This window comes from Nonomuraea sp. NPDC048892 (assembly GCF_040649735.1).
GTDB lineage: Bacteria > Actinomycetota > Actinomycetes > Streptosporangiales > Streptosporangiaceae > Nonomuraea > Nonomuraea maheshkhaliensis.
This window is the reverse complement of sequence record NZ_JBEZFZ010000029.1, coordinates 37,743-64,661: the sequence shown is the minus strand read 5'-3', so window position 1 is coordinate 64,661 and position 26,919 is coordinate 37,743. Positions and strand designations below refer to the sequence as shown.

26 protein-coding genes are annotated in these 26,919 nt (G+C 71.5%); 14 read left to right on the top strand and 12 right to left on the bottom strand.

Annotated features, from left to right (window positions below; translation table 11 throughout):
- The first annotated feature begins 32 nt into the window (after positions 1 to 32).
- Positions 33 to 1,553, top strand: a complete 1,521-nt coding sequence (locus AB0C28_RS47640) for a hypothetical protein (RefSeq protein WP_358082836.1) — start codon at positions 33 to 35, stop codon at positions 1,551 to 1,553.
- Here AB0C28_RS47640 and AB0C28_RS47635 read toward each other — a convergent pair.
- Together AB0C28_RS47635 and rsmI are read right to left on the bottom strand one after the other, a co-directional pair.
- On the bottom strand, positions 1,489 to 3,075 hold the full coding sequence (locus AB0C28_RS47635; RefSeq protein WP_358082833.1) for a phospholipid carrier-dependent glycosyltransferase: 1,587 nt from the start codon (positions 3,073 to 3,075) through the stop codon (positions 1,489 to 1,491). The genes AB0C28_RS47640 and AB0C28_RS47635 overlap by 65 nt on opposite strands.
- Before the next feature lie 10 nt (positions 3,076 to 3,085).
- Positions 3,086 to 3,934 carry a 16S rRNA (cytidine(1402)-2'-O)-methyltransferase gene (rsmI, locus tag AB0C28_RS47630; protein ID WP_357855272.1) on the bottom strand — a complete coding sequence of 283 codons (849 nt, stop codon included), beginning with the start codon at positions 3,932 to 3,934 and terminating at the stop codon, positions 3,086 to 3,088.
- Positions 3,935 to 4,012: 78 nt separating this feature from the next.
- Here rsmI and AB0C28_RS47625 point away from each other — a divergent pair, with 78 nt between their 5' ends.
- A complete protein-coding gene (locus tag AB0C28_RS47625; protein WP_358082830.1) occupies positions 4,013 to 5,674 on the top strand; it encodes a phospholipid carrier-dependent glycosyltransferase in 1,662 nt (553 codons plus the stop codon).
- Between the two features lie 112 nt (positions 5,675 to 5,786).
- A complete protein-coding gene (locus tag AB0C28_RS47620) occupies positions 5,787 to 6,986 on the top strand; it encodes a hypothetical protein (RefSeq protein WP_357855278.1) in 1,200 nt (399 codons plus the stop codon).
- Positions 6,987 to 7,044: 58 nt separating this feature from the next.
- Here the strand turns inward: AB0C28_RS47620 and AB0C28_RS47615 are convergent, their stop codons facing one another.
- Positions 7,045 to 7,443, bottom strand: a complete 399-nt coding sequence (locus tag AB0C28_RS47615; RefSeq protein ID WP_358082827.1) for a MerR family transcriptional regulator — start codon at positions 7,441 to 7,443, stop codon at positions 7,045 to 7,047.
- A 54-nt stretch (positions 7,444 to 7,497) separates the two neighbouring features.
- On the opposite strand from AB0C28_RS47615, the gene AB0C28_RS47610 reads away from it, so the two are divergent.
- Complete coding sequence (locus tag AB0C28_RS47610; protein WP_357855284.1) at positions 7,498 to 8,286, top strand: MBL fold metallo-hydrolase; 789 nt, start codon at positions 7,498 to 7,500, stop codon at positions 8,284 to 8,286.
- A 47-nt stretch (positions 8,287 to 8,333) separates the two neighbouring features.
- A complete protein-coding gene (locus AB0C28_RS47605) occupies positions 8,334 to 9,266 on the top strand; it encodes a DUF5996 family protein (protein ID WP_357855287.1) in 933 nt (310 codons plus the stop codon).
- Positions 9,267 to 9,471: 205 nt separating this feature from the next.
- Here the strand turns inward: AB0C28_RS47605 and AB0C28_RS47600 are convergent, their stop codons facing one another.
- The 3 genes from AB0C28_RS47600 to AB0C28_RS47590 are packed head-to-tail and all read right to left on the bottom strand — an operon-like array spanning position 9,472 to position 11,784.
- A complete protein-coding gene (locus AB0C28_RS47600) occupies positions 9,472 to 10,113 on the bottom strand; it encodes a helix-turn-helix domain-containing protein (RefSeq protein ID WP_358082824.1) in 642 nt (213 codons plus the stop codon).
- A 25-nt stretch (positions 10,114 to 10,138) separates the two neighbouring features.
- On the bottom strand, positions 10,139 to 11,368 hold the full coding sequence (locus tag AB0C28_RS47595) for a DUF6596 domain-containing protein (RefSeq protein WP_358082821.1): 1,230 nt from the start codon (positions 11,366 to 11,368) through the stop codon (positions 10,139 to 10,141).
- A gap of 5 nt (positions 11,369 to 11,373) precedes the next feature.
- Entirely contained in the window at positions 11,374 to 11,784 is a 411-nt protein-coding gene (locus tag AB0C28_RS47590; protein WP_357855296.1) for a YciI family protein, read from the bottom strand.
- A gap of 115 nt (positions 11,785 to 11,899) precedes the next feature.
- On the opposite strand from AB0C28_RS47590, the gene AB0C28_RS47585 reads away from it, so the two are divergent.
- Positions 11,900 to 12,694 (top strand): alpha/beta fold hydrolase, encoded by a 795-nt coding sequence (locus AB0C28_RS47585; RefSeq protein ID WP_357855299.1) that lies wholly within the window; start codon positions 11,900 to 11,902, stop codon positions 12,692 to 12,694.
- On the opposite strand, the gene AB0C28_RS47580 is transcribed toward AB0C28_RS47585, so the two are convergent.
- The gene (locus AB0C28_RS47580) at positions 12,675 to 13,613 is read right to left on the bottom strand and encodes a YafY family protein (protein WP_357855302.1); all 939 of its coding nucleotides are present in this window, start codon (positions 13,611 to 13,613) and stop codon (positions 12,675 to 12,677) included. The two genes, AB0C28_RS47585 and AB0C28_RS47580, sit on opposite strands and share 20 nt — an antisense overlap.
- Before the next feature lie 87 nt (positions 13,614 to 13,700).
- Here AB0C28_RS47580 and AB0C28_RS47575 point away from each other — a divergent pair, with 87 nt between their 5' ends.
- The 3 genes from AB0C28_RS47575 to AB0C28_RS47565 all read left to right on the top strand — a co-directional run bounded on the left by AB0C28_RS47575 (position 13,701) and on the right by AB0C28_RS47565 (position 16,636).
- Positions 13,701 to 14,174 (top strand): VOC family protein, encoded by a 474-nt coding sequence (locus AB0C28_RS47575; protein ID WP_358082818.1) that lies wholly within the window; start codon positions 13,701 to 13,703, stop codon positions 14,172 to 14,174.
- A 367-nt stretch (positions 14,175 to 14,541) separates the two neighbouring features.
- Positions 14,542 to 15,810, top strand: a complete 1,269-nt coding sequence (locus tag AB0C28_RS47570; RefSeq protein ID WP_358082815.1) for a Cmx/CmrA family chloramphenicol efflux MFS transporter — start codon at positions 14,542 to 14,544, stop codon at positions 15,808 to 15,810.
- 4 nt (positions 15,811 to 15,814) lie between these two features.
- Positions 15,815 to 16,636 (top strand): maleylpyruvate isomerase family mycothiol-dependent enzyme, encoded by an 822-nt coding sequence (locus tag AB0C28_RS47565; RefSeq protein WP_357855311.1) that lies wholly within the window; start codon positions 15,815 to 15,817, stop codon positions 16,634 to 16,636.
- Between the two features lie 9 nt (positions 16,637 to 16,645).
- Here the strand turns inward: AB0C28_RS47565 and AB0C28_RS47560 are convergent, their stop codons facing one another.
- Positions 16,646 to 17,098, bottom strand: coding sequence for a DUF2000 domain-containing protein (locus tag AB0C28_RS47560; protein WP_358082812.1), 453 nt, complete (start codon positions 17,096 to 17,098; stop codon positions 16,646 to 16,648).
- A gap of 114 nt (positions 17,099 to 17,212) precedes the next feature.
- Between AB0C28_RS47560 and AB0C28_RS47555 the strand changes: the two genes are divergently transcribed.
- Complete coding sequence (locus AB0C28_RS47555) at positions 17,213 to 17,710, top strand: Lrp/AsnC family transcriptional regulator (RefSeq protein WP_357855316.1); 498 nt, start codon at positions 17,213 to 17,215, stop codon at positions 17,708 to 17,710.
- Positions 17,711 to 17,719: 9 nt separating this feature from the next.
- Positions 17,720 to 17,905 carry a hypothetical protein gene (locus tag AB0C28_RS47550; protein WP_357855319.1) on the top strand — a complete coding sequence of 62 codons (186 nt, stop codon included), beginning with the start codon at positions 17,720 to 17,722 and terminating at the stop codon, positions 17,903 to 17,905.
- Between the two features lie 15 nt (positions 17,906 to 17,920).
- Here the strand turns inward: AB0C28_RS47550 and pip are convergent, their stop codons facing one another.
- The gene (gene pip / locus AB0C28_RS47545) at positions 17,921 to 18,871 is read right to left on the bottom strand and encodes a prolyl aminopeptidase (protein ID WP_357855322.1); all 951 of its coding nucleotides are present in this window, start codon (positions 18,869 to 18,871) and stop codon (positions 17,921 to 17,923) included.
- 162 nt (positions 18,872 to 19,033) lie between these two features.
- Between pip and AB0C28_RS47540 the strand changes: the two genes are divergently transcribed.
- Positions 19,034 to 19,753 (top strand): hypothetical protein, encoded by a 720-nt coding sequence (locus AB0C28_RS47540; protein WP_358082809.1) that lies wholly within the window; start codon positions 19,034 to 19,036, stop codon positions 19,751 to 19,753.
- 51 nt (positions 19,754 to 19,804) lie between these two features.
- Here the strand turns inward: AB0C28_RS47540 and AB0C28_RS47535 are convergent, their stop codons facing one another.
- Positions 19,805 to 21,019 (bottom strand): cytochrome P450, encoded by a 1,215-nt coding sequence (locus tag AB0C28_RS47535; RefSeq protein ID WP_358082806.1) that lies wholly within the window; start codon positions 21,017 to 21,019, stop codon positions 19,805 to 19,807.
- Positions 21,020 to 21,148: 129 nt separating this feature from the next.
- Here AB0C28_RS47535 and AB0C28_RS47530 point away from each other — a divergent pair, with 129 nt between their 5' ends.
- On the top strand, positions 21,149 to 21,625 hold the full coding sequence (locus AB0C28_RS47530) for a GNAT family N-acetyltransferase (RefSeq protein WP_358082803.1): 477 nt from the start codon (positions 21,149 to 21,151) through the stop codon (positions 21,623 to 21,625).
- Positions 21,626 to 21,670: 45 nt separating this feature from the next.
- Here AB0C28_RS47530 and AB0C28_RS47525 read toward each other — a convergent pair whose 3' ends face one another.
- Positions 21,671 to 23,218, bottom strand: a complete 1,548-nt coding sequence (locus AB0C28_RS47525) for a D-aminoacylase (RefSeq protein WP_358082800.1) — start codon at positions 23,216 to 23,218, stop codon at positions 21,671 to 21,673.
- A 350-nt stretch (positions 23,219 to 23,568) separates the two neighbouring features.
- On the opposite strand from AB0C28_RS47525, the gene AB0C28_RS47520 reads away from it, so the two are divergent.
- Positions 23,569 to 25,389 (top strand): rhamnogalacturonan lyase, encoded by a 1,821-nt coding sequence (locus tag AB0C28_RS47520; protein WP_358082797.1) that lies wholly within the window; start codon positions 23,569 to 23,571, stop codon positions 25,387 to 25,389.
- Positions 25,390 to 25,448: 59 nt separating this feature from the next.
- On the opposite strand, the gene AB0C28_RS47515 is transcribed toward AB0C28_RS47520, so the two are convergent.
- Entirely contained in the window at positions 25,449 to 26,918 is a 1,470-nt protein-coding gene (locus AB0C28_RS47515) for an MFS transporter (RefSeq protein ID WP_358082794.1), read from the bottom strand.
- Position 26,919: the final 1 nt, after the last annotated feature.

The following is a 26,919-nucleotide window of genomic DNA, read 5'->3' as shown; positions in this document are numbered from 1 at the left end:
ACAACATGGTGAGCGTCGCGGAGATTACCCCTGTGGACCACTCCGCCCCTGGTCGGATAGCGCGCGCGCTGTCGATGTTGGGCAGGCATCGGGTGTTCGCCGCGGCCTTCGGCGTCGGCGCCGTGCTGCGGCTCATCACCATGCTCGGCTACGGCCCGGCGATGTGGTTCAACGACTCCTACGAGTACGTCTCGGTGGCGCTGCACCCGCGGCCCCACCCGATCAGGCCCGACGGCTACAGCACCTGGCTGATGCTGCTCAAGCCGTTCCACAGCTTCAGCCTGGTGATCTTCACCCAGCACCTGATGGGCCTGGCCACGGCCTGCCTGATCTACGCGCTGCTGCGGATCAAGTTCAGGCTGCCGAAGTGGGGGGCCACGCTGGCGGCGGCGCCGGTGCTGTTCGACGCCTACCAGATCCAGCTCGAACAGATGGTGATGTCCGACACGCTGTTCATGCTGCTCGTGGTCGGCGTGATCACGATGGTGCTGTGGAAGCGGCGGCTCACCTGGCAGGCGGGCGCGGTCGTCGGCCTGCTGCTGGCGATGACCTGGCTGACGCGCTCGATCGGGCTGCCGGTCCTGGCCCTCGTCGTGCTCTACCTGCTGGTCAAGCGGGCCGGCTGGCGTACCGTCACGGCGCTGATCACCGCCTGCGCGATCCCGGTGATGGCGTACATGGGCTGGTTCGCCTCCGCGTACGGCAAGTTCGCGATGACCAACAGCGACGGCCTCATCCTCTACATGCGCACGGCCATCTTCGCCGACTGCAACAAGATGGACATCGACAAGTACAAAGAGGTCCAGCTGCTGCTGCTGTGCATCAACGACCCGGTCAACCAGCGCAAGGACTACGCCCAGTGGTACCTGTGGGGCCAGGGCAACGGCGACGGCACCGGCACCGGCGAGGTGCTGCACCGGTGGGGCATCAACAAGAAGTGGAGCGAGATCACCAACGACGCCGCCAGCGCGTTCGCCACCAAGGCGATCCTGTCGCAGCCCGGCGACTACCTGCAGGTGGTGGCGCGCGACTTCTTCCGCTCCTTCCACTGGTCGCGGCCGCGTTTCCCGGACGAGTCGACGTACAACATGTACGAGTTCAAGCCGTACGTCCCGCTCGACGAGAACGGCCAGCCCAAGCGGCTGCCGAGATGGTCGTCGTACGCGGGCGGGCGCACCGACACCGACGCGTTCAGCTACGAGCAGGGCCCGCCGGAGACCAGGATCGTGCAGCCGTGGGCCGGCATCATGAGCGGCTACCAGAAGGTGTTCTACCTGCGCGGCATCATGCTCGGCGGCATCCTGCTGATCGGCTTGTACGGCGTCGTGGTGCGCTGGCGCAAGTTCGGCGGCCCGGTGGTGCTGCCCTGGCTGGGGGCGGTGGGGCTGCTGCTGGCCCCGGCGGCGACGGCGGAGTTCGACTACCGGTACGTCCTGCCCGCCGTCCCGTTGGCCTGCGTCGCGGCGGCGATCACGCTGCGCAGGGGCGTCACTTGGGCGCGGCGGTCACCCAAGAGCTCAGGAGCATCCGAGTCCACCACTGTGCCTGCGTGATCGTCTCGGCCGCCAGCACCGGATAGAGCCACCAGAAGTTGACCAGCACGACGAGCGCGTAGGCCCCCACGACCGCCGCCCCGATCGCCCGCCGGGCGGCCGGGGCGTCCTGCGGCCCGAGGATCAGCCCCGCCATGAGCACCAGCGCCAGCACCATGAACGGCACCACGGGGATCATGTAGAACAGGTACATCGTGCGGTTGTCGGCGATGGCGTAGTAGAACCACGGCAGCCAGCCCACCCCGTAGGTCAGCAGCACGGCCCCGGCCCGCCAGTCGCGGGTGGCGACGTACCAGGCGACGAGGCCGACGAGGGCGATGGCGGCGGCGTACCAGAGCGCGGGGGTGCCGACCCCGAGCACGGCCTGCGCGCACTTGTCGGCGCCGCAGGCGGAGGACGGCAGGTTCGTCGGGTAGTGGAAGGAGACCGGGCGTAAGAGCACCGGCCACTGCCACGGCTCCGACATGTACGGGTGATAGTCGTCCAGGCCGCTGTGGTAGCCGAGCACCTGCTGCTGGTAGCGCAGCCACGACCGCACCGAGTCGACGACGAAGAACAGCGGCCCCGAGGAGGTGGCCTGCTCCCAGTTGCGGCCGTAGCCGCCGGCGGTGACGAACCAGCCGGTCCACGACGCCAGGAACGTCACCGCGGGCGCGAGCGCCATCGCCCCCGCCGCCCCGGGCAGGTCGTACGTCAGCGCCCCCCGGTACGGCTCGCGCAGCCCCACCGCCCGCCTGGCGCCCATGTCCCACAAGACCGACATGACGGCGAAGCCGAGCAGGAAGAAGATCCCCGACCACTTGACCGCGCACGCCGCCCCCAGGCAGATCCCGGCGGCCAGCCGCCACGGCCGCCACCCGAGGCGCGGGCCGAGCGCGGTGACCGGCGAGCGTTCGTACCAGGCGACCAGCTTCTCGCGGGCCCGGTCGCGGTCGGCCACCAGGCAGGCGAGCCCCGCGAGCACCCAGAACATCAGGAAGATGTCCAGCAGGGCCGTGCGCGACAGCACCAGGTGCAGGCCGTCGAGCGCCAGCAGCAGCCCGCCCAGGCAGCCGAGGAGCGTCGAGCGGGTCATCCTGCGCGCCACCCTGGCCAGGACGAGGATGGACAGCGTGCCGACCAGGGCCGCGGCGAAACGCCAGCCGAAGGGGTTCATCCCGAACAGCCACTCGCCCGCCGCGATCATCCACTTGCCGAGCGGCGGGTGGGCCACGAAGGAGGCGCAGTCGACCGGCTGGGCGCACTGCTGGAAGACGTCCAGGTTGCCGGCGATCAGGCGCCGGTCGGCAACGGGGTTCTTCGCGTCGCCGAGCATGGTCCGCTCGACGCCGTGGATCATCAGCGAGTAGGCGTCCTTGACGTAGTAGGTCTCGTCGAAGACGACCGCCTTGGGCTCGCCGAGCCTGACGAAACGCAGGAGACCGCCGAAGATCGCAACCGCGATCGGGCCGAGCCAGCCCACCAGCGCCGAGCCCTGCATGGGCGGGACGAGCCGCCGTGCCGACACCCCCCAGTTGCTCACGTTGCGCACCCTATGGCGTGGCGGTTCGCCTGTGAACCAGGTCGTACAGCTCTCGTCTCGGCACCCCCGCCCCCTTGGCCACGGCGGCGACCGCCTGGCTGCGCTGCTCCCCCTCGGCGACCCGGCGGGCGACCTCCGCGATGAGCGCGTCCATGTCCTGCTCGGCCTCGCCGGGTACGTGTCCCGCGACCACGATCGTGATCTCGCCCTTGACGCCCTTGGCCGCCCACTCGGCCAGCTCGCCGAGACCGCCCCTGCGGACCTCCTCGTAGGTCTTGGTGAGCTCGCGGCACACCGCCGCCCGCCGGTCGGGCCCGAACGCCCGCGCCATCGCCTCCAGCGAGCTCGCCAGCCGGTGCGGCGCCTCGAAGAAGACCATCGTGCGCTCCTCTTCTGCCAGCGCCCCGAGCCGCCGGTCCCGCTCGCCGGTCTTGCGCGGCGGGAAGCCCTCGAAGCAGAACCGGTCGCTGGCCAGGCCGGACACGGCCAGCGCGGTGGTGACGGCGCTCGGCCCCGGCAGCGCGGTGACCTGGACGCCCGCCTCGACCGCCAGGCTCGTCAGGCGGTAGCCGGGGTCCGACACGCCCGGCATGCCCGCGTCGGTGATCACGACGACCGTGCGGCCCTCCTTGAGCGCCTCCACCAGCTCCTGGGCGCGCGCGGCCTCGTTCTGGTCGTAGTAGGACACCACCCGGCCGGTGATCTCGACGCCGAGGTCGGCGGCGAGCCTGCGCAGCCGCCTGGTGTCCTCGGCCGCCACCACGTCGGCGCCCGCCAGCGCCTCACGCAGCCGGGGCGAGACGTCACCCGCCTGGCCTATGGGGGCCCCTGCCAGCACCAACCTGCCGTTCCCAGTCACCTGACCATTGTGGCAGGGCATCCCAATTAGACGGTGTTTCTTGGGTAACCACCGCTCTGGGGCCCGTACGATGTCCGAATGGCGGTGACCGATTCCCCGTACCAGGCCTACGAGAGCCCGGAGGCCGGCGACAGCCAGCCCGAGACTCGGTCCGTACGCGATCGGGTCCTTCCCCCCATGCGCGGCAGCGTGCTGTGGGGGTGGATCGGGCCGATTCTCGTCATGGTCTTCGGCGGTGTCCTGCGTTTCCTCCAGCTCGGCCATCCCAAGTCCGTGGTGTTCGACGAGACGTACTACATGAAGGACGCCTTCTCGCTGATCACGCACGGCGTGGAGAAGGTCACCATCAAGGACGCCGACAAGGCGATCATGGCCGGCAACACCGACGTCTGGCAGGCGTGCTCGCCGGCGGAGCTGGACAAGTGCGCCTCCTACGTCGTGCACCCGCCGCTGGGCAAGTGGATGATCGGCGTGGGCGAGTGGCTGTTCGGGCTCAACCCGTTCGGCTGGCGCTTCGCCGCGGCCGTGATCGGCACGCTGTCGATCCTCGTCATCGCCAGGGTCGCGCGCAGGATGACCCGCTCGACCCTGCTCGGCTGCTTCGCGGGCCTGCTGCTCGCGCTCGACGGCCTGCACTACGTGCTCTCCCGCACCGCGCTGCTGGACATCTTCCTGATGTTCTGGGTCCTGGCCGCGTTCGCCTGCCTGGTGGTCGACCGCGACCAGGCACGCGAGAAACTCGTCTCCTGGTACGAGCGCTCGCCGGTCTCGCCGATCGGCACCTCGATGTCCACGCTGGGCCCGTCGCTCGGCATCAGGTGGTGGCGCATCGGGGCCGGGGTCTGCCTGGCCTTCGCGATGTCGGTCAAGTGGTCGGGGCTGGCGTTCGCGGTGGCGTTCGCGATCATGTCGGTGCTGTGGGACTTCGGCGCCCGCCGCGCGGTCGGGCTGCGCAAGCCCTACGTGGGAGCGCTCAACAAGGACGTGCCGCAGGGGGCCCTGGCCTTCGTCGTGGTGCCGTTCGTGACCTACATGGCGACCTGGGCGGGCTGGTTCGTCAACGCGACCGGCTACGGCCGCAACTGGGACCAGGCCACCTCCGCGGGCAACCCGCTGTTCTTCCTGTTCGACTCGACGCGGTCGTGGGTCCACTACCAGTGGCAGGTCTTCACCTTCCACAGCGGGCTTGAGACGTCTCATCCGTACATGTCCGAGCCGTGGCAGTGGCCGCTGCTGCTACGGCCCGTCGCCTTCTACTACGAGGGCAGGCAGAACGTCTGCGGCCCCGGCGTGAAAGACTGCTCCGAGGCGGTGCTCGGCGTGGGCACGCCGGTGATCTGGTTCGGCGCGGTGGCCGCGCTCGTGGCCCTGATCGCCTGGTACTTCTCCTCCCGCGACTGGCGGGCGGGGGCCGTGCTGCTGGCGTACGCGATGGGCTGGCTGCCGTGGTTCTACTTCGCCATCGCCGACAATCGCACGATGTTCCTGTTCTACGCCATCCCGATGGTGCCGTTCATGGTGCTGGCGATCACGTTGTGCGCCGGGCTGCTGATCGGGACGTCCAGGCCCACGGTCAAGGGCGTGGTGCCGCTGCGGCGCACCGCCGGGGCGGCGGCCGTCGGCGCGTTCGCCCTGCTCGCCCTGATCAACTTCTGGTGGCTGCATCCCGTCCTGTCCGCCGAACTGATCCCGTACCTGGACTGGAAGGCCCGCATGTTGTTTGAAAAAGGGTGGATATGATCACGTTACAGTCGGCTCAATAGGGGTTTCTTAGGTAGTCGCTGTGCAAGACCCAATACGCACCGGTTTCGGTCATCGTCAGGTCCGGGGTCGATACGGCAAACTTCGAGGCATGAGTGCACCGGATGTCACCGCCCTTCTCGCCGAGTTGGAGCGATCTCAGCCGGATCTGGCCGAGGAGGCCAGGACCGCCGTCGAATGGTTGACGGGTGGCGAGCCGCTCGAGTCGGTGACCCAGCTCGACGTCTGCGAGTTCCTCTGGTACACGTTGCCGCTCAAGGTCGGCCCGCAGATGACGGGCGCGGACCAGGAGCGCCTGGCCCATTCGCTGGGGCGGCTGCTCCAGCTCGGCGGCATGGAGCGGTACGCCGCTCTGTGCGTCTCCCCTACGACCCTGCAGATCCTGCGCACCTACGCCCGTGAGGGCGAGGACGCGGGCACCAGCGCCTACCAGCAGGCACTGGAGGCCACGGGCGTGCTCCCGCCCGACGTGCCCGAGCTGCAGTGGAGCATGATCATGGGCCCGGAGGAGCTGGGCGCCCACCTCGCCTGCTCCGCCGCCCTCGAACTGGCCATCGTGGCCGGCGAGACCACCGACCGCGCCGCCCTGACCCGGCGCTGGCTCACCGAGCCCCGCACCGACCTGGGCGGCGACAGCTGGCTCAACCGGGTGCACGGCGAGCGCCTCAACCGCTGGGTGCTCGGCCGTGGCCCGGCCAGGCGGGAGCTGGCGCAGCCGTTCGAGGTGCGTCTGCACGCGCCCGTGTCCCCGCAACCCCTGCCCGCGCTGCACGGGCTGCTGACGCTGGCGGCCTCGGGTGAGAGCCTGCCGCTGCGGCTGGCGCCGTCGCCCGAGGCGCTGCGGCTGCGCGACCTGGCCGAGCGGGAGCTCGGCGCGATCAGGCGCGACGGCGCCAGGCTCGCCATCACCGACTACGGTATGCGGCTGCTGAAGTCGAAGTCGGCCATGTGGAAGGCGGTCACCAGGCTGCTGCTGGCCAGGGGTGAGCACGAGTTCGAGGTGTCGGCCAGGGAGGCCGCGCTCATGCTGCTGGCCGACGGCACGCTGATGTCGCCAGGCCAGTTGCGCGAGCGGGTGGCCGAGGTCGTGGGCGGCGAGGGCTGGCATCCGGCGACGAGCCTGGAGGACGTGGCCCGGCCGGTGACCGACCTGGTGGCGCAGCTCACGGCGCTGGGGCTGGCCTTCAGTGACGAGCTGGCGGTGCGGATGGACCGGCCCGGTCAGCTCGCGGCCCTGGCGGCGCTCCGGGCCCACGCCCTGCGCCCCAGGAAGTACGTCAGCTCCGCCTGACAGCGTACGTACGGACCCCGGTGGCCCGGGCTCCCGACCAGGCTCGGGCCATGGGGCTTCACCCCTGCGGGACCCGTCCGAGGGCCCGCTTGAAGTCGGGGCAGTCGACCAGCGGGTCGTGCTCGCAGACGGCCGCGTGGCGCAGGCTGTCGCGCAGCCGGGTGAGCTGCGCGATCCGCCCGGTCACCGCCCGCTCCCTGGCCGCCAGCTGCTCGCGCAGCACCGCGTCGGACGGCCGCGCGCGCAGGAAGGCGGCGATCTCGGTGAGCGTGAATCCCGCGTCGCGGGCACAGGTGATCAGCGCCAGGCGCTCCAGCGTCTCCGGCCGGTACGCGCGGCGCAGCCCGTTGCGCCCCTCGGCCTGGATGAGCCCCTTGCGCTCGTAGAACCGCAGCGCGGAAGCGGCCAGCCCGCTCCGCTCCGCCACCTCGCCGATGTCGATCAGTCCGTCGTCCACGACCCTGGCACTCCCCTTGACTTGAACCGCGGTTCAAGTCGCAGTCTATTCGCCATGCGAATCCACCATCTGAACCTCGGTTCCATGCGCGAGATCGACTCCCCCGACGGCCGGCCCTCGGCGCCGGCGGTGTGCCACGCGTTGCTCGTCGAGACCCCGGCCGCCGGCCTCGTGCTGGTGGAGGCCGGGCTGGGCCTGCACGACGTGGCCGAGCCGGGCGAGAGCCTCGACCGTGAGTGGCGGGAGTTGGTCGAGCCGGCGCTGGTCCCGGAGGAGACGGCCGTACGCCAGGTGGCGGCGCTCGGATACGATCCCTCCGACGTACGCCACATCGTGCTCACCCACCTCGACGTGGACCACAGCGGCGGCCTGCCCGACTTTCCCCAGGCCAGGGTGCACGTCACCGAGGCCGAGCTGAAGGACGCGCTGGCCCAGGCGCCCAACCGCCGCTACCGGCCCTCCCACTGGGAGCACGGGCCCCGCTGGGAGACCTATCCGGACACGGGCACCCGGTGGCTGGGCGTGGACGGCGTGCGGCCGCTGGCGGGCCTGCCCGAGGAGGACTTCCTGCTGGTGCCGCTCGACGGGCACACCAGGGGTCACGCCGGTGTGGCGGTCAGGGACGGCGACCGCTGGCTGCTGCACGCGGGCGACGCCTACTTCTACAGCGGCGAGCTGGAGCGGGCGCCGCGCCCCCATCCGCTGATGGACATCGTGCAGCTGAGCGCCCAGGTGGACGAGGAGCGCAGGGTGTCGAGCCAGGCGGTGCTGCGCTCGCTCAAGCACGACCACGGGGTCGAGGTCTTCTCCGCTCACGACCCCTGGGAGTTGAGCGAATACTGAGGGTAGTTACGATTGCGGGGAAATGCTCTAGTCGGAGGGGGGCCGTCATGGAGCTGTTCCCGGCCATGCCGCTCGCGGAGTGGACAGAGGCCAAAGAGACCTTTCACCGATTCGCGCAGATCGTAGGGAAGATCCGGCTCGCGTCGAGCAACCGGCGCAACCACTGGTGGCAGGTCCCGTTCCACCCGACCGGGCGCGGGCTCACCACGCGCCCGATGGGCGGGCTGGGCGAGCAGCCGCTGTTCTGCATCGACTTCGACCTCGTCCGCCACCGGCTGGTGGTGGACGTCTTCGACGGGCGCAGCGCCGAGTTCAGCCTGATCGGCAGGTCGGTGGCCTCGTTCCACGACCGGCTCTTCGAGACCCTGGCGGGGCTGGGGATCCGGCCCGAGATCTGGGCGGTGCCGTTCGACCTGGGCGACGACACGCCGTTCCCCGAGGACACCCTGCACGCGCGCTACGACCCCGTCCTGCTCAACCGCTACTGGCGGATCCTGTCGCAGGTCGTGCAGCTCCTCGACCGCTTCGCGGCCGACTTCGCCGGCAAGACGAGCCCGGTGCACCACTTCTGGCACACCTTCGACATCGCGGTCACCCGGTTCACCGGGCGCGTGGTCAAGGTCTCGCCGCAGGCCGATCCGGTCACGCGGGAGGCGTACAGCTGGGAGGTGATCAGCTCGGGGTTCTGGTTCGGCGACAAGGAACGGCCGTGGCCGGCGTTCTACTCCTACACCGCGCCGGAACCCGAGGGCCTGGAACGGGAGCCGCTGCGTCCCGGGCAGGCCGAGTGGGTCGCGGCGCGGGGCAGCCATCTGGCCGTGCTGCGTTACGACGACGTACGGGCCATGGAGGACCCCGTGGGCGCGGTGCTGGAGTTCCTCGACAGCGCCTACCAGGCGGGGGCCAGGCTGACCGGGATCGATTCGGAGGCGCTGGCCTCCCCCGGCGGCATCACGGATCCGTACTGGGAGAAGACCTGACACACGTGAGCGCCCGCCCTCCGGGGAGGGCGGGCGCCCGACGAGTGCGTACCGGTGTGCGTGTCGCCTCTCGGCGAAAGGCACAACGCGGCTCCAGCCGAACGGTAGTCCGCGAAGGCAATAGGTGAGGCCCGGGGACACTGGGCACACCGGCCACGATTCATGTAACCACACCCGGGGCCCGGGCATTCCCCGTCCACGCCGATCAATTTTCCGCGGGGCCGCCGGCGTAGGCGCCGTGCAGGAACAACTCCACCAATTCGGCCGAGGTGAGCGGGGTGACGCCGCGCCCCGAGGCCATGGTCATGAACTGGAACGCCTCGGCGAGCCGTTCGGGGTCCAGCCTGAGCCGGTCGCGTTCGGGTTCGAACAGGCCCGCCAGGACCTCGCGGGTGGCCGCCATCGAGGCCTCCCGCCCGTTCAGCGCCCGTCTCCTGTTCTCCGCCGCGCCTTCTGAAGAACCCTCCGAGGGAGGCTCGCGGCGCAGGCCGCCCGAGGCCGCGAGGGCGCCGGCCACCGCACCCATCCGCGACAGGTAGCCGCGCAGCGCCTCCGACGCCTCGATCAGCCGCTCGGCCAGCGGCAGCTCCAGCGAGATCGCCCCCACGTGGGCGAGCGTGTCGTCCGGCCGGGCCGCCTCGGCCATGCACGCGGCCAGCAGCGCGTCCTTGTCGCCGAAGGCCCGGAAGATCGTGCCTTCGCCGATGCCCGCGGCGCGGGCGATCTGGGCGGTGGTCACGGACGTGCCGTATTCGACCGCCAGGGGCAGAGCGGCGCGGACGATCATCTCGCGGCGCAGCTCCGGGCTCATCGCCGGCGCTCGCCGCCGGCTCGTCGCATCCGTCATGCGCTTCACTGTACGGAGTGAGTACTCACTCCGTCAACAGCCGAGCCGCCCTGGCACGCAGATAGCGCTGCTGGGGCAGGCTCATGGCGCGTCCTGCCGCCTCGTCGTACGCCCGCCGCGCCCCCGCCAGGTCCCCCGACATCTCCAGCAGGTGCCCGCGCACGGCGCTCAGCCGGTGGTCGCCGGACACCCGGTCGTCGTCGCGGAGGCGTTCGAGCAGATCGAGACCGGCCTCGGGGCCCGTGGCCATGGCCACCGCCACGGCCTGGTTGAGCGCCACGATGGGGTTGTCGGAGATGCGCAGCAGCAGCTCGTACAGCGCCGCGATCTGCGGCCAGTCGGTCTCCTCCGCCGTGGGCGCCTCGTCGTGCAGAGCCGCGATGGCCGCCTGCAACTGGTACGGCCCCGGCCGCCCGCGCGGCAGTGCGGCGGTGATCAGGGCCACGCCCTCGGCGATGAAGTCCGCGTTCCACCGGCTGCGATCCTGCTCGGCCATCGGGATCAGCGCCCCGTCGGGAGCCGTCCGCGCCGGGCGGCGGGCGTCGGTGAGCAGCATCAGCGCGAGCAGGCCGGCCGCCTCCCCGTCGTCGGGCAGCAGCCGGTGCACCATGCGGGCCAGCCTGATCGCCTCAGCCGCCAGCTCGGCGCGCTGCAGGTCGGGCCCCGACGTGCTGGCGTACCCCTCGTTGAAGATCAGGTAGAGCACGTGCAGCACCGCGGCCAGCCGCTCGGCGCGCTCGTCCGGGCGCGGCAGGCGGAACGGCAGGCCGCTGTCCCTGACCGACTGCTTGGCCCGCGTGATGCGGCGCGTCATCGTGCTCTCGGGCACCAGGAACGCGCGGGCGATCTCCGCGGTGCTCAGCCCGCCGACCGCGCGCAGCGTCAGCGCGATCTGCGAGGTCGGCGACAGCGACGGATGGCAGCACATGAACAGCAGCACCAGCGTGTCGTCCGAGGCGGCGAGCGGCTGGTCGGCGGCGGGCGCGAGCCAGTCACCCGGCAGGGTCCGCGCGGCGGCGTCGTCCTCGCGGCGCCGGCGCGCCTGCTCGGCACGGAGCAGGTCGGTCAGGCGGCGCGCGGCCACCGTGATCAGCCAGGCGCGCGGATCGTCCGGCAGCCCTTCCTCCGGCCACTGTCCGGCGGCGGCGAGCAGCGCCTCCTGCACCGCGTCCTCGGCGATGGCGAAGTGCCCGTACCGGCGTACGAGCGCGCCGAGAACCTGCGGCGTCAGCTCACGCAGCAGGCCCTCGACCATCGCGCTCAGAACCCGAGGTCCTCGACCGAGTCGGTGATCGGCCGGATGTCGGCGTACCCGTCACCGTTGCCCGGCATCGGGCACTGCCCCAGGCGGACGGCGATCTCGGTGGCCCGGTCGAAGCTCTCGCACTCCACCACCCAGTAGCCGGCCAACACCTCCTGCGTCTCGGCGTAGGGCCCGTCGGTGACGAACGGGACGCCGCCGCGGACGCCGGCCCTGCGGGTGTGCACGGGAGCGGCCAGGCCGCGGGTCTCGACCAGTTCCCCGGCCTCCTCCAGCTCCTTGTTCACGGTGGTCATGAACTCGTACATGGCCGCCATGTCCTCGGGCTTCCAGACGACCCCTCCCGTGTCCTTGCCGGTCATCTCGTCGTAGTCGCGCTGGGAGGCGTACGAAAGAATCATGTACTTCATCGTCTGAGTCCTTTCCGTCGTGTCCTTTCGACCGGTACGTCGGAGCCGGGGCGGCGTTCCGGACATCATCCCCCCGAGTTTTTTCCTTGTCACCGTGTAGGGCACTCTTGGAGGCGTGCCATACGCGACCGCCCCCGACGGTGTGAAGCTGCTCTACCAGGTCACCGGTGCCGGGCCGCCCCTCGTGCTGCTGCAGGGCCAGGCCAACGACCACCGCTGGTGGGGCCCCGTACGCGCCGACTTCGATGCGACCTATCGGTGCGTCACCTTCGACTACCGGGGCACGGGCGGCAGCGACAAGCCCGACGAGCCCTACAGCACCCGCGGCTTCGTCTCCGACGTGCTGGCCGTGCTCGACGAGCTGGGTCTTGCGCGGGCGCACGTCTACGGCACGTCGATGGGCGGGCGGGTGGCCCAGTGGCTGGCGGCCGACCACCCCGCCCGGGTCGGCGCGCTGGTGCTCGGCTGCACCTCGCCGGGCGGCGCCCACGGGATCGAGCGGAGCAACGACGTACGCAAGTCGCTGGCCCAGCCCGACCGGGCCGCCGCCGAGCAGGCGCTGCGTGAGCTGATGTACACCCCCGCCTGGCTGGCCACCCACCCCGGCCCCCACGTCACTCTCGGCGATCCCGCCCTGCCCGCCCACGCCCGCCGCCGCCACCTGGCCGCCAGCGCCGCCCATGACAGCTGGGACGTGCTGCCTTCCATCACCGCGCCCACGCTGGTCGTGCACGGCACCGACGACCTGCTCAACCCGGCGGCCAACGCCCCGCTGCTGGCCGGCCGCATCCCCGGGGCCGAGCTGCGGATGATCGAGGGGGCGCGGCACGCGTACTTCGAGGAGTTCCGCGAGGTCGCGAGCCCTGTGGTGCTGGACTTCCTGGCCAGGGCTACCCCGCCGCCCGCGTGAGCCGCCCGGCCAGCGTGCGCAGGCGGGCGACGAGCTCGGGCGGGTCGTGCACCTCGAACTCGCAGCCCAGCGCCAGCAGCCGGAAGGCCAGCCAGTCGAGGGTGTCGGCATGCATGTGCACCCGGCAGGCGCCCTCGCCCAGCGGGGTCACCTCGCCCAGCGCCCTGACCGGCTCCGTCACGGAGCGGCGCAGCGTGACGACGGCCTCGTACGTGGGCTCCGCCGAATACAGCCGCTCGGCCACGTAGGCCGCCGCGTCACCGCCCGGCGGCTCGCGCGGCACGATCCTGGCGCCCGTGGCCAGGAGCTCGCTGACACGGTCGAGGCGGAAGATCCGCCAGTCGTCGCGGTCGAGGTCGTGCCCGAGCAGATACCAGCGCCGCCCGGCCGCCACCAGGCGGTGCGGATCGACCAGCCGCCCGCTCACCTTCCCGTCGTTCGCCCGGTACGCGAACCGCACCCGTTCTCCTCCCTGCACCGCCATCGCCAGCGTGGCGAGCAGCCCGGGGTCGAGCCGCGGCCCGTCGAGCCCTGGCATGGGCTCGGTGGCGCCGCCCAGTGACCTGACCCGGTGGCGCAGCCGGGCGGGCAGCACCTGCTCCAGCTTGGCCAGGGCCCGTACCGAGGCCTCCTCGATGCCCCGTACCGGCTGCCTGGCCGCGGTGGACAGGCCGACCGTGATGGCCACCGCCTCCTCGTCGTCCAGCAGCAGCGGCGGCATCGCCGTCCCCGCCACCAGCCGGTAGCCCCCGGTGGAGCCCATGGTGGCCTCGACCGGATAGCCGAGGTCGCGCAGCCGTTCGACGTCGCGGCGCACGGTGCGGCGGCTGACTCCCAGGCGCTCGGCCAGCTCGCCGCCTGGCCACTCGCGCGGGGTCTGGAGCAGCGACAGCAGGGCCAGCAGGCGGGACTCGCTCATGAATCCCAGAATGCCCGACATGTAGGACAAGTCCTGACCTACTGCGCTCCTAACGTGGCCGTCATCGCCCTTCCAAAAGGAGAAATCATGACCGTCAACCCCATCCCCGAGGGATACACCACCGTCACGCCGTGGATCATCTCCCAGGACACCGCCGGGATCATCGGCTACCTGGAGGCCGCGTTCGACGCCGTCGAGCTGGGCCGCGTGACCGACGCGGAAGGACGGATCGGGCACGCGGAGGTCCGCATCGGCAACGCGATCGTGATGCTCTTCGACGCCGCGCAGGACGCGGAACCCACCCCCGCCTTCCTGCGCCTGTACGTCCCCGACGCCGACGCCACCCACCGGCAGGCCGTCGCGGCGGGCGGGACCTCGCACACCGAGGTCACCCACCTGTACTGGGGCGACCGGGTGGGACGGGTGCGCGACCCGTTCGGGAACCTGTGGTGGATCCAGTCCCGCGTGGAGGAGGTCTCGGCGGAGGAGATGACGCGGCGGCTGAGCGATCCGGTCTTCGTCCGGGCGATGGAGTACGTCCAGGGCGTCAGGGACCGCTGATGGGGTACATCCTGCCGCTGATCGCCTTGCCATGGCGTCGGGGACCGCTGATCGGCTTGCTATATTGACCGTCATGTCCAGCCCCGAGGCATCAAGACGCTAGCCACCGGTCGTCCGGTGGCCGTCACGCGCCGTCTCCGCCCCGCCGTCGCCCGGCCAGGGCGCTGACGCGCGTCTCCTGAGCCCGCTGGGATGTTTCCCGCCTGCCTCCACGCCATCCGGATCACCGTGACACGGGCCGTGTCGTGCCCGGGATCGCGCGTCGCTCCATGACGCCCGCCCCGGGCCACTCCATCGCCGCGGGGCCTTCACTTCGGCCCCGCGCGCCTTACCTGTGCCGATCCATGACGTGGTCGCGGAGTTGTCGATGCCTTTCGTTGTCTACCTGCTCGGACTGGCGGTCTTCGCCCAGGGGACGTCCGAGTTCATGCTGTCCGGGCTCCTGCCCGGCATAGCCGAGGATCTGAACGTGTCCATCCCCGCCGCGGGGCTGCTGACCTCGGCGTTCGCCGCCGGGATGGTGGTGGGGGCGCCGCTGATGGCGGTGCTGAGCCTGCGGTGGTCCAGGAGGTTCGCCCTGCCGGCGTTCCTCGTCGTCTTCCTGCTCGCCCACGTGGTGGGGGCGGTCACGACCGGCTACGGGGTGCTGCTCGTGAGCCGGGCGGTGGCGGCGCTGGCCAACGCCGGGTTCCTGGCCGTGGCCATGGCGACCGCGATCGGCCTGGCGCCGCCGGACGCCAAGGGCCGGGCCACCTCGGTGCTGCTGGGCGGGGTGACCGCCGCCTGCGTGGCCGGGGTTCCCGGCGGGGCGCTGCTCGGGGAGCTGTGGGGGTGGCGCTCGGCGTTCTGGGCGGTGGCCCTGGCGCTGGTGCCGGCCGTCGTCGCGGTGCTGAAGTCCGTACCGGCCGAGACTCCCGAGGCCGGAACCGGCGGCGCCCCTTCCGACGGAGCTGCGCCAGCCGACGGCGGGGCGGGTGGCGCGGGGCGGGGCTCCTCCGGGGGCGCCCGCGCGGAGTTCCGTGCCCTGCGCCGGCCCCGGCTGCTGGTGCTCCTGCTGCTGGGCGCCCTGGTGAACGGGGCCACCTTCTGCGCGTTCACCTACCTCGCGCCGCTGCTGACCGGGGTCACCGGGATCGGGGCGGCGTGGATGCCGGGGATGCTGGCCCTGTTCGGGCTGGGGTCGTTCGCCGGGGTGACGATCAGCGGGCGGTACGCGGACCGGCGGCCGGTGCCGCTGCTGGTCGCCGGCGGGGTGGCGCTGGCGGCAGGCTGGGCCGGCTTCGCGCTGACCGCGGGCACTCCGCTGGTCGCGGTCGCGCTGGTCTTCGTCCAGGGGCTGCTCTCGTTCGCGGTCGGCTCCACGTTGATCTCGCAGGTCCTGTACGCCGCCACCGGCGCCCCCACGCTGGCCGGCGGTTTCGCCACGGCGGCGCTCAACGTCGGCGCCACGTTCGGCCCCTGGCTGGGCGGGCTCGCCCTCGGGGCCGGGCACGGGTTCCGCGCGCCGCTGTGGGTGAGCGCCGCGCTCGTAAGCCTCTCCCTGGCCGTCGCCGGAGCGGCACGGCTGACCTCGGCGAACGCCGGAAGCCCGGCCGCCGATCAGGTGGAGAACGAGCTTCACCCTGGGGCACAGTGAGGTGATGGAAGCTGCCGCACGTCTCCGGCGGGAGGCCCGCGCCTTCGGAAGCGCCGCCCGCCAGGCCGCCGCTCGGGGCGGGACGACGCTCGTGCCGTCCTGCCCCGCCTGGTCCATGGCCGACCTCGTGCTCCACCTGGGCGGGGTGCACCGGTTCGTGATCGTCCTCATCAGAGACCGGCTGCCGGCGCCGCCCGACCTCGCCACGGTGGCCCGTACCGAGTCGCCGCCCAGCATGGACGGCTGGCCCTCGATGGACGGCACGCCCAGCGCGGGGCCGATCCCGCCCACCCTGCTCGACTGGTTCGACGAGGGGGTGGAACGGCTCGTGGAGCAGTTCGGGCGGCACGCGCCGGACGACCCCGCGTGGACCTGGTCGCGGGAGCAGACCGTCGGCTTCTGGCTGCGCATGCAGGTCATCGAGGCCGCGGTGCACCGGTGGGACGCCGAGAACGCCGTCGGCACGGCCCGCCCGATCCCGCCGGACGTCGCCGTGGACGCGATCCCGCAGACGTTCGAGGTCATGGCGCCGCAGCGGCGCGCCTGGTCGCAGGCGCCGCCGGGGAAGGGGGAAAGCTACCGGTTCGTGCGGACCGACGGGCCGGGCGAGTGGCTGGTGCGCTTCGACGGCGAGCACGTACGGCTGGCGGACAGCGGGCCGGCGAACGTCGAGCAGGCGGACGGCGGACCGGCGGACGTCGAACTGGCTGGGACGGCGTCCGACCTGATGTTGTTCCTGTGGGGCAGGCTGCCGGCCGACGGGCTCGACGTGCGGGGAGACCAGGCGGTGCTCGACCGCTACTTCGCCCTGGTTCCTCCCGTATGAGCCGCCCAGTTATCGCAGCAGCGGAAGCCGTCCCGTGAGCCGCTCGACCAGCGCCCTCGGGCCGAAGAGGCTGACCGCGTAGTAGGGCGGGTGCTCGGTGCGGGCCAGCTCGGCCAGATAGTCGTCGTACACGCTGGCCCGCTGGGCGATGGCGGCCATGTCGCAGAGCACCAGCTCGGGCTCGGCCGCCGCCTCGTTCCTGATTCTGGCCACGATCGCGGCGGGCGCGCCCAGCACTGTGCAGCCCGTCCACGGCAGCCCGCTGTGGACGGCGCCGGAGGCGTCCGCGCCGCCCGACCCGACGATCGCCGGCACGGCGGCCGCCACGGACGCGGCCAGGCAGGCGGCGGCGTTGGCCTGCAACCCCTTGGGCAGGTCACGATCGATGACGATCGCCCACTTGACCGCGAGCTCCTTGGTGGGCAGGTCGGTACGGCGCTCCAGCTCGTCGAGCACGCTCATCCGGCAATCTCCTCTCCGAAGTTCTCTCCGGAGATTCACACCCATGCCGTCGATATGACAACTCGGAACGACTGCTTCCGAAGGAAGTTCGGAAAATCGTGGCAGGATGCGTACGTGGACGAACTTGATGCGGCGATACTCGCCGAGTTGCAGCGCGACGGCCGCCAGACCAACAAGGAGCTGGCCGAGCACCTCGGCATCGCCCCCTCGACCTGCCTGGAGCGGGTGCGCTCGCTGCGCTCGGCGGGCGTCATCGAGGGCTTCCACGCCGAGGTGAACCTCGACGCCGTCGGCCGTCCCGTGCAGGCGCTGATCAACGTACGGCTGCATCCGAAGATCCGCGAGGCCGTCGAGGGCTTCCGCGACTACGTGGCCGCCCTGCCCGAGACGCTGGCCGTGTTCGTCGTGTCGGGCGGGGACGACTTCATCATCCAGGTGGGCGTGCGCGACGCCGGGCACCTGCGCGACTTCGTGCTCGACCACGTGGCCCGCCATCGCAACATCGCCGACGTGCGCACGTCGCTGGTCTACGACCACATCCGCAAGACGTCGGTCGAGGTCCTGCCCCCTGAGGCCCCGTCGCGCCCGCGTACCGGCCGCACGCATAAATAGGTGGTCGCCGTGCGAGCCCTGGCGCTACTGTTACCGCAGGTCAGCGAGCGGACAAGGGGTGGCGACGGCCGCCTCGCGGCGCATCGTCGCGCCCTGTCCGCCGGCCCGGCCTTCTCGAACCCGCGGCTCATCCGTACGGAATCGACCGACGGCGAGGCGATGGTCGCCAGGGGCACCGTCCAGACCCCCAGATGATCGCGAGCCGCGGGTTCACCGGTCGGCGAAGCGGTCGATGGCCGCGAAGATGGCGTTGCGCATCGTGTCGCTGCCGGTGTGGCCGGAGTCCTCCACCATGATCAGCTCGGCGTCCGGCCAGGCCTTCGCCAGCTCCCAGGCGGTCTGGGGCGGGCCGCCCATGTCGAGGCGGCCGTGGATCAGCACGCCGGGGATGCCCTTCAGCCGCCCGGCCTCGCGCAGCAACACGCCCTCCTCCAGCCAGGCGCCGTTGGAGAAGTAGTGGCTGCAGATCCGGGTCATCGCCATGATGGCGTCGGCGGGGCGGTCGCTGTAGGCGTTGGGCTTGCCGTTCGACTCCATCGAGATCACCGCGTCCTCCCAGGTGATCCAGTCGATGGCGGCCTTCTCGCGGACCTTGTCGTCGGGGTCGGACAGCAGCCTGGCGTACGCGGCGAGCAGGTCGCCGTCGCGGTCGGCCTCGGGCACACCGTCCCTGAACCGGTCCCACGCCTCGGGGAAGAAGCGGCCGACGCCCCGGTAGAGCCAGTCGATCTCGGAGCGGCGGGTGGTGGTGACCGCCGGGATGACGATCTCCGACACCCGTTCCGGGTAGGTCTCGGCGTAGGCCAGGATCAGCGTCGAGCCCCACGAACCGCCGAACAGCAGCCACTTGTCGATGCCGAGGTGCTCGCGCAGCAGTTCCATGTCGGCGATGAGGTGCTGGGTGGTGTTGCGGCTCAGGTCGGTGGCCGGGTCGCTGGCGTGCGGCCGGCTGCGGCCGCAGTTGCGCTGGTCGAACAGCACGATGCGGTAGCGCTCGGGGTCGAAGCTGCGGCGGACGCCGGTGCTGCATCCCGATCCGGGGCCTCCGTGGACGACGAGCGCGGGCTTGCCGTCCGGGTTGCCGCAGACCTCCCAATAGATGAGGTTGCCGTCGCCGGTGTCGAGCATGCCGTGGTCGTACGGTTCTATCGGGGGACGCAAGGGGGTTCCTCTCTAGAGATATAACAGTACTCATATATTAGCCCGGACCAGGGGCTCCGATCGCACCGGTAAAGAGGGCTAGATCCAACTATGGAGTAACCGAACCACCACCAAGGGTAATGATCGCTTCGAAAAGCCGATCAACGCCCTTCAGGGAGCATCATGTCCAGGCAGGCCATTGCCCTATTCGTCGCGACTTCCGCCGTTCTGCTGGCGCCCGCCGGGGCGGCGCACGCGGAAGAGGAAGCCGCCTTCCCGCCCGTCGAGTGCACCACCCATGACGGCAGGGTCGTGAACGTCACGCCGCCTCCGCCGTGGCTGGGCACGGTCACCGCCGACGTGGTCGGCGGGCTCATGGACTCGGTCGCGGGCCTCAGGACCATGGAGGGCGCCTACGGGACGGGCGCGGGGACGGCGAATCCGTACGCGCCGCCCGCGATCCCCGCTCCCGCCCCGACGCCACCCGTCACTCCGGCCCCGGGGACGGCCGCGCAGGACGGGGAGACGATGGAGGGCCTGATCTACAACGCGGTCGTCTGCAGCCACGGCACCAACCACACCACGACCTCGCTGCTGCCGCCCGAGGAGGACCCTGAGCGGGTCGCACGATACCTCGAAACGCTCTTCACGACCAGCAAGCAGGCCTGCGCCCCCACCGCACCGCGCCCGAAGTCGCTGCTGTCGGCCCTCGGCGTGCAGCAACTCGTGGACTCCCTGATCGCCGCCCCGGCCCCCTGCGTGCCCCTCGCCCAGCCGGGCCAGGTCCCGCAGGAGGACGTGGTGTACCAGATGGACCAGGAGGACCAGGAGGACCAGGCCCCGACCTCACTCCTGGACGCCATCGGCGTCACCGACCTGCTGAACAGCCTCAGCGGCGGCTGACCCACCCGCCGCACCCGCCCGGTCGCGGCGGTCACCGGGCGGGCGGGGTGGTCAGGTGCGGGGGCCCAGCATGACGGGGAGTTCCAACGGGCCTTCTGTGATGATCGAGGGGGTGTAGGCGATCTCGTCCTCCTTGATCGCCAGCCGCAGCTCCGGATACCGGCCGAACAGGGACGCGAGCGCGATCCGCACCTCCAGCCGGGCCAGCGGCGCGCCCAGGCAGAAATGCGGCCCCCTGCCGAAGCCGAGGTGCACGTCGGGCTCGCGGGTGGCGTCGAAGCGGGCGGCGTCCGAGCCGAACCTGGCCGGGTCCGTGCCCGCCCCGGCGAGCGTGACGATGACCGGCTCGCCCGCCGGGATCGTGGTCCCGCCCACCACCACGTCTTCGAGCGCGTACCGGAAGAAGACGTTGACCACGGAGTTGCGGCTGCGCAGCGCCTCCTCGACCACGTCCTCCCAGGCGTTCTCCGCCCGGACCCTGGCCAGTTGCTCGGGATCCGCGCCCAGGGCGATCACCGTGTTGGCGATCAGGTGCACGGTCGTCTCGTGACCGGCGATGAGGACCAGCCAGAGCAACCACACCATCTCGTCGTCGGACAGGCGCTCGCCGTCCTCCTCCTGCACCCGGATGAGGCCCGTGGTGAGGTCGTCGCCGGGTTCGACCCGCCGGCGATCGATGAACTCACGCAGGTATCCCAGCAGCCCTCCGCCGGCCGCGGCCGCCTCCTCCGGCGTGGCGTTGTGCGACAGCAGCACGTTGGTGTACGCGCGGATCAGGTGCCGTTCCTCCTCCGGCACCCCGAACAGCTCGCAGATCACCGCGATCGGCAGCGGCTCGCTGAAGACCCGGACGAGGTCGACCACACCGTCCTGATCGTTCATCCGGTCGAGCAGGTCGTCGGTGATCTGCTGGATGCGCGGCCCCATGGCCTGCACCCGGCCGGGCGTGAAGGCCCGGTTGACCAGCCCTCGGAGCCGCCGATGGTCCGCGCCGTCCTTGACCAGCAGGTGGTCACCGGAGATGACCTGGCGGATCGGCCAGTCGGGCGGGATGGTGCCGTCGTTCAGCGCGGGGAAGTTGCGCGGGTTCTTGCTGAACAGCGTGCCGTCGTTGGTGAGGACGTATTCGACCGTCTCGAACGAGCTCACGATCCACGCGCCGACCTCACCCGGGAGCTCGACGCGGACGACCGGCCCCGCCGTGTCCCGCAGACGGCTGATCGTCTCGGAGATCCGCTCACCGGGCGTCGGAATCTGCAGTGTCATGGAAGTCTCCCGCGTAGAGGTCTACTCAACTCTCCGCTTCGCCCTGGTATGGGCCAAGGTCGTTCGTTGTCACCCCATAGCCGCCAACACCTGCCGACAGCGCCACTTGCGGAGCCCTATCGTGGGCGGATGGACCGCATCGAGACGCCGCTTCTCGTCCTCATCCCCCTCCACCCCGATCACGCGGGCGAGATGGCGGGCGTGCTCTCCGACCCGGCCCTGCACGAGTTCACCGGCGGCGTCCCGCTGACCGAGCCCGAGCTGCGCACCCGCTACGAGCGGCAGACGTCGGGGCCGCCCGGCTGGCGCAACTGGGTGATCCGGCCGCGCGCGGAGGACCGGCTTGTCGGCTACGTGCAGGCCACGATCGACGGGCGCACGGCCGAGGTCGCCTGGGTGGTCGGCACGCCGTGGCAGGGCCGCGGGCTGGCCCGCGCGGCCGCCGTCGCCCTGGTCGAGCACCTCATGGAACGGGAGGTCGACACGGTCGTGGCGCACATCCACCCCGACCACGCGGCCTCGGCCTCCGTCGCCACGGCGGCCGGGCTGAGCCCGACGGAGCGGTGGGAGGACGGCGAGGTCCGCTGGGAGCGCCACCGGGCGTGAGAGCCCGCATCCCTTCAGAACCTACAGCGCCGCGCCGGCTTCCGGTCAGTGCCCGGAGCGCAGGACACGTCCTCTGCGCTCGCCGGTGAACTCGCCCGACTCGACCACCACCCGCCCTTCGAGCAGCACGTACGCGATCCCGGACGGCCGGACGGACGGGTCCGCGTACGTGCCGGCATGGCCGATCGTCTCCGGGTCGAAGACGCAGACGTCGGCCCATGAGCCGGGGCCGAGCCAGCCCCGTCCGTGCAGGGCGAACTGGTCGGCGGTCGCCGAGGTGGCCTTGCGCACCGCCTCCTCCAGCGGGAGCAGCCGCTGCTCGCGTACGTACGTGCCGAAAAAGCGCGGGAAGCAGCCCCATGTCCGGGGATGCTCAAGACCGACCGGCGTCCCGTTGTCGGAGCCGACGCCGATGAGCGGATCGCGCATGATCTCGGTCACGTCCTGCTCGGACATCAGCGAGATCACCATCGTGGCGGCCGGGTCGGCGGCGATGAGCGCGCACGCGACCTCCCACGTGTCTCCGCCGAGGTGTGAGAAGGCCGGGTCGGCGGCGAGCGCGGCCAGCGTGCGACCGGCGTGAGCCTCCTCGGCGTGCCCCGTGACCAGCACCGCGTCAGGGGCGGCGTCCTGCCACAGCCCCGCGCCGGTCCCGCCGGACTCGGCCAGGGCGCGCAGTCGCGCCCGCTCGGCGGGGGCCGCCAGCAGGTCGCGCACCTGCCCGCCGGCCAGCGCCGACGGGGGCAGCAGCGCGGCGAGCATGGTGGCCCCCGCCAGGTACGGGTACTGGTCGCCGCGCACGTCCACCCCTTCGAGGCGGGCCTGGCGCAGCTTGGCCAGCAGCATGCCCGCCTGCCCGTGGTTGGCCCGGCCCGCGACCTTGCAGTGGGACACCTGCAGCCGGACGCGGGCCCGCCGCGCGATCTCGACGGCCTCGTCCAGCGCGGCAGCCAGGCCGGCGCCCTCGTCGCGCATGTGCGTCGTGTACGGCACCCCGTACCCGTGCGCCACCTTGGCCAGCGCCACCAGTTCCGCCGTGCCGGCGTAGCTGCCCGGCGGATAGATGAGGCCGCTCGACAGCCCGCACGCCCCTGCGGTGAAGGCCGCCGCCGCCAGCTCGCACATCCGTTCCAGGTCGCCCTCGCGCAGGCGCTCGTCGAAGCCGGCCACGGCCCCGCGCAGCGTCGAGTGCCCGACGAGCGTCGCCACGTGGTTGGTCGGCCCGGCGTCCTCGACGGCGTCCAGGTACTGGGCGAACGTCCAGTCGGGCACGTCCTCGCCGGTCAGCTCCTCCAGCGCGGAGGCGTCGGGGGCGTAGGAGAAGCCGCAGTTGCCGTTGACCTCGGTGGTGACGCCCTGGAGCAGCTTGAACGGCTGCGCCCGCGCCATCAGCGGCACCAGGTCGGAGTGCGCGTGGGCGTCCACGAACCCGGGGGCCACCGCCAGCCCGGTCGCGTCGATCACCCGGCGCGCGTCCCCGAGGTCGCGGCCCACCTCCACCACCCGGTCGCCGGTGATGGCGACATCGCTCACGACGGCCGGAGAGCCGAGACCGTCGTACACCGTTCCGCCACGCAGGATGAGATCGGCCATGCCCACCACCCAACACCCACCCGAGCCGGGAATTCTTGTGGCCGGCCACCCAACAACGGGCCCGGCATTGGCGGGCCGGACGAAGACGCCCGCGGATCACAACGATCGTTCGCTTCGGCACGCTCACGGATTCACCGCGATCCCCTGCTCCGGGGCGCTTGCGGATCACGTGGCTGCTGGCTTTAATACGCGCACCCGCGCTCACCACCGGCGAGGAGCTCCTGTGCGCGTTCCCGCAGCTCTGTCCCTCCCATCCGCCCTGTTAGCGCTATCACCCCGCCCCCGCACCCCGTGAAACTTTCTTTTTTTGCCCGCCGGGAAAGCGCTTACCATCCGCGAAGGAGTCCATCATGCGCCTGCACCTGGCCGCCGCGGCGGCCGTTCTGGCCCTGGCCGCGACCGCGGTCCCCGTCCAAGCGGCACCGCCGACCAAACAGATGGAGGACCTGGACCGGGGGCTGATCAGCGTCCGCTCCGGATCCGGCAACCTCGTCTCGTGGCGGCTGCTCGGCACCGACCCCGACGGCGTCACCTTCAACCTCTACCGGGGCTCGACCAGGATCGCCTCCGGGCTGGCCACCTCGACCAACTACCTGGACGACGGCGCCGCCGCCGACTCCTCGTACACGGTCAGGGCGGTGACCGGCGGCGCCGAGCAGCCCGCCTCCCCCGCCTCGCTCCGCTTCACCGGCGGCGCCTACCTGGACGTCCCGATCCAGCCCCCGTCCGGCGGCACCACCCCGGACGGTGTCGGCTACACCTACAGCGCGAACGACGCGAGCGTGGGCGACCTGGACAGCGACGGTACGTACGAACTCGTCCTGAAATGGGACCCGTCCAACGCCAAGGACAACTCCCAGTCCGGCTACACCGGCAACGTGTTCGTGGACGCCTACCGCCTCGACGGCACCCGCCTGTGGCGCATCGACCTGGGCCGCAACATCCGGGCCGGCGCCCACTACACCCAGTTCCAGGTGTACGACTACGACGGCGACGGCCGGGCCGAGGTGGCGATGAAGACCGCCGACGGCACCAGGGACGGCCGCGGCACCGTGATCGGCAGTTCGAGCGCCGACCACCGCAACTCCAGCGGGTACGTCCTCAGCGGCCCCGAATATCTGACCATGTTCAGCGGCCAGACCGGCGCCGCGCTGTCGACGGTCGCCTACGACCCGCCGCGCGGCACCGTCTCCTCCTGGGGCGACAACTACGGCAACCGGGTGGACCGCTTCCTGGCCGGGACGGCGTACCTGGACGGCGAGCGCCCCTCGCTCATCATGGCCCGCGGCTACTACACCCGCAGCGTCATCGCCGCCTGGGACTTCCGCAACGGCTCGCTGACCAAGCGGTGGACGTTCGACAGCAACGCGTCCGGCTCCCAGTACGCCGGGCAGGGCAGCCACAGCCTGTCGGTCGGCGACATCGACCGCGACGGCCGCGACGAGATCGTCTACGGCGCGATGGCCGTGAACGACAACGGCAGCGGCATGTGGAGCACCCGCACCGGCCACGGCGACGCCCAGCACCTCGGCGACTTCGACCCCGCCAGGGCCGGGCTGGAGTACTTCAAGGTCAGCGAGTCCACCTCCCAGCCGGGCTCGCTCTACATCGACCCGGGCAACGGCTCGATCCTCTGGTCCACCGCCTCGGGCTCCGACAACGGCCGCGGCGTGGCCGGGGACATCTCCACCGTCCGGGTCGCCGGCGAGTTCTGGTCTGCCGCCGACGGCAACCTGCGCAGCGTCACAGGCAACACCGCCGGCCGCAAGCCGTCCTCGGTCAACTTCCTGGCCTGGTGGGACGGCGACCCCGTCAGGGAACTGCTGGACCAGACCAGGATCGACAAGTACGGCACCGACTCCGACACCCGCCTGCTGACCGCCTCCGGCGTGCACTCCAACAACGGCACCAAGGCGACGCCGTCGCTCTCGGCCGACCTGTTCGGCGACTGGCGCGAGGAGGTCGTCTGGCCCACCTCCGACAACCGCGCGCTGCGCGTCTACTCCACGCCCATCCCGACGGACCGGCGCATCCACACCCTCATGCACGACCCGCTCTACCGCGTCTCGGTGGCCTGGCAGAACACCGCCTACAACCAGCCGCCGCACACCGGCTTCTTCATCGGCGACCGCATGCCCACGCCGGCCAGGCCCGACATCTACGTACGCTGACCTCGGGAACGACGGAAGGCGCGGCGGCCCCTGGCCACCGCGCCTTCCACACCCCCGGCTCAGGAGGCCGCCGCGTCCTCCGCCACCGGCGCAGAAGCCGCGCCGTCCGCGGCCACCGCGCCGCCGGTCCGGCGCGACGGCCCGCGCAGGACGACCGCGGCCACCACGAAGGCCGTGAGCAGCAGCCCGGCCGAGATGCCGAACGCGAGCTGGAACCCACCCGCCAGCGCCGACGCCCGATCCTGCCCGGCGGCCAGCAGCCCCTCGGTACGCCCGGCCGCCATCGTGCTCAGCACCGCCACGCCGATCGCCATGCCCACCTGCTGGGTGGTGTTGAACAACCCCGAGGCCAGCCCGGCGTCGCTCTCCCGCGCCCCGGACATGCCCAGCGTGGCCAGCGCCGGCAGCACCAGCCCGCCGCCCCAGATCAGCAGCATCACCGGCAGCAGGTGGGTGACGTACCCGGCGTCCGTGGGGATCCGCGTCAGCAGCAGCATGGCGGCCGTGAGCATCGCCAGGCCGCCGAGCAGCACGACCTTCACCCCGAACCGGGCGCTGAGCCGGGCGGAGGCGAACAGCGAGATCGCCCCGATGCCGACCGCGGCCGGCAGCATGGCCAGCCCGCTGTCCAGGGCGCCGTAGCCGAGGACCTGCTGGATGAAGAGCACGAAGAGCACCTGGAAGGCGAACATGCCCGACAGGGACAACATCTGGGCGACGTTGGCGCCGACCACGTTGCGCGAGCGCAGGACGCGCAGCGGCATGAGCGGGGTCCTCGCGGTGGCCTGCCGCACCACGAACGCGACGATCAGGGCCAGCGACACCGCGCCCAGGCCGAGGGTGTGGGCGGCGAGCCAGCCGTACTCCTCCACCTTGACCACGGTGTAGATGCCCAGCATCAGCCCGGAGGTGATCAGCACGGCCCCTGCGACGTCGGCACCGGCCGACAGGCCGATCCCGCGGTCGGCGGGCAGTGCGCGGACGGCCAGCGCGATGGTCAGCACGCCGATCGGCACGTTGATGAAGAAGATCCACGGCCAGTCGAAAGCGTCGGTGAGCACGCCGCCCAGGACCTGGCCCAGGGAGGCGCCGGCGGCCCCGGTGGAGCTGAAGATCGCGATGGCCTTAGCCCGCTCCCGTGACTCGGTGAACAGCGTCACGAGGATACCCAGCACGACCGCCGAGGCCATCGCGCTGCCCACGCCTTGCAGGAATCTGGCCGTGATCAGCATTCCCGGGCCACCGGCCACGCCGGCCAGCAACGACGCGGCCGTGAAGATCACGTTCCCGGCCATGAACAGCTTCCGCCGGCCGATCAGGTCCCCCAACCGGCCCGACAGCAGCAGCAACCCGCCGAAAGCGATCAGATAGGCGTTGACCATCCAGCTCAGCCCTGCGGGTGTGAAGCCCAGGTCCCGCTGGATCGTGGGCAGCGCGACGGTCACGATGCTGCCGTCGAGGATGGTCATCAATCCGGTGGCGGACAGCACGCCCAGTGCGGTCCAGCGCGAGTCAGGCGAATACGGCACG

Coding starts and splice junctions, on each gene's coding strand:
- AB0C28_RS47625 (WP_358082830.1), top strand. CDS start 4,013: ATGGCGGTGACCGATTCCCCGTACCAGGCCTACGAGAGCCCGGAGGCC.
- AB0C28_RS47620 (WP_357855278.1), top strand. CDS start 5,787: ATGAGTGCACCGGATGTCACCGCCCTTCTCGCCGAGTTGGAGCGATCT.
- AB0C28_RS47610 (WP_357855284.1), top strand. CDS start 7,498: ATGCGAATCCACCATCTGAACCTCGGTTCCATGCGCGAGATCGACTCC.
- AB0C28_RS47605 (WP_357855287.1), top strand. CDS start 8,334: ATGGAGCTGTTCCCGGCCATGCCGCTCGCGGAGTGGACAGAGGCCAAA.
- AB0C28_RS47600 (WP_358082824.1), bottom strand. CDS start 10,113: ATGACGGATGCGACGAGCCGGCGGCGAGCGCCGGCGATGAGCCCGGAG.
- AB0C28_RS47595 (WP_358082821.1), bottom strand. CDS start 11,368: ATGGTCGAGGGCCTGCTGCGTGAGCTGACGCCGCAGGTTCTCGGCGCG.
- AB0C28_RS47590 (WP_357855296.1), bottom strand. CDS start 11,784: ATGAAGTACATGATTCTTTCGTACGCCTCCCAGCGCGACTACGACGAG.
- AB0C28_RS47580 (WP_357855302.1), bottom strand. CDS start 13,613: ATGAGCGAGTCCCGCCTGCTGGCCCTGCTGTCGCTGCTCCAGACCCCG.
- AB0C28_RS47575 (WP_358082818.1), top strand. CDS start 13,701: ATGACCGTCAACCCCATCCCCGAGGGATACACCACCGTCACGCCGTGG.
- AB0C28_RS47570 (WP_358082815.1), top strand. CDS start 14,542: ATGCCTTTCGTTGTCTACCTGCTCGGACTGGCGGTCTTCGCCCAGGGG.
- AB0C28_RS47565 (WP_357855311.1), top strand. CDS start 15,815: ATGGAAGCTGCCGCACGTCTCCGGCGGGAGGCCCGCGCCTTCGGAAGC.
- AB0C28_RS47560 (WP_358082812.1), bottom strand. CDS start 17,098: ATGAGCGTGCTCGACGAGCTGGAGCGCCGTACCGACCTGCCCACCAAG.
- AB0C28_RS47540 (WP_358082809.1), top strand. CDS start 19,034: ATGTCCAGGCAGGCCATTGCCCTATTCGTCGCGACTTCCGCCGTTCTG.
- AB0C28_RS47535 (WP_358082806.1), bottom strand. CDS start 21,019: ATGACACTGCAGATTCCGACGCCCGGTGAGCGGATCTCCGAGACGATC.
- AB0C28_RS47530 (WP_358082803.1), top strand. CDS start 21,149: ATGGACCGCATCGAGACGCCGCTTCTCGTCCTCATCCCCCTCCACCCC.
- AB0C28_RS47525 (WP_358082800.1), bottom strand. CDS start 23,218: ATGGCCGATCTCATCCTGCGTGGCGGAACGGTGTACGACGGTCTCGGC.
- AB0C28_RS47520 (WP_358082797.1), top strand. CDS start 23,569: ATGCGCCTGCACCTGGCCGCCGCGGCGGCCGTTCTGGCCCTGGCCGCG.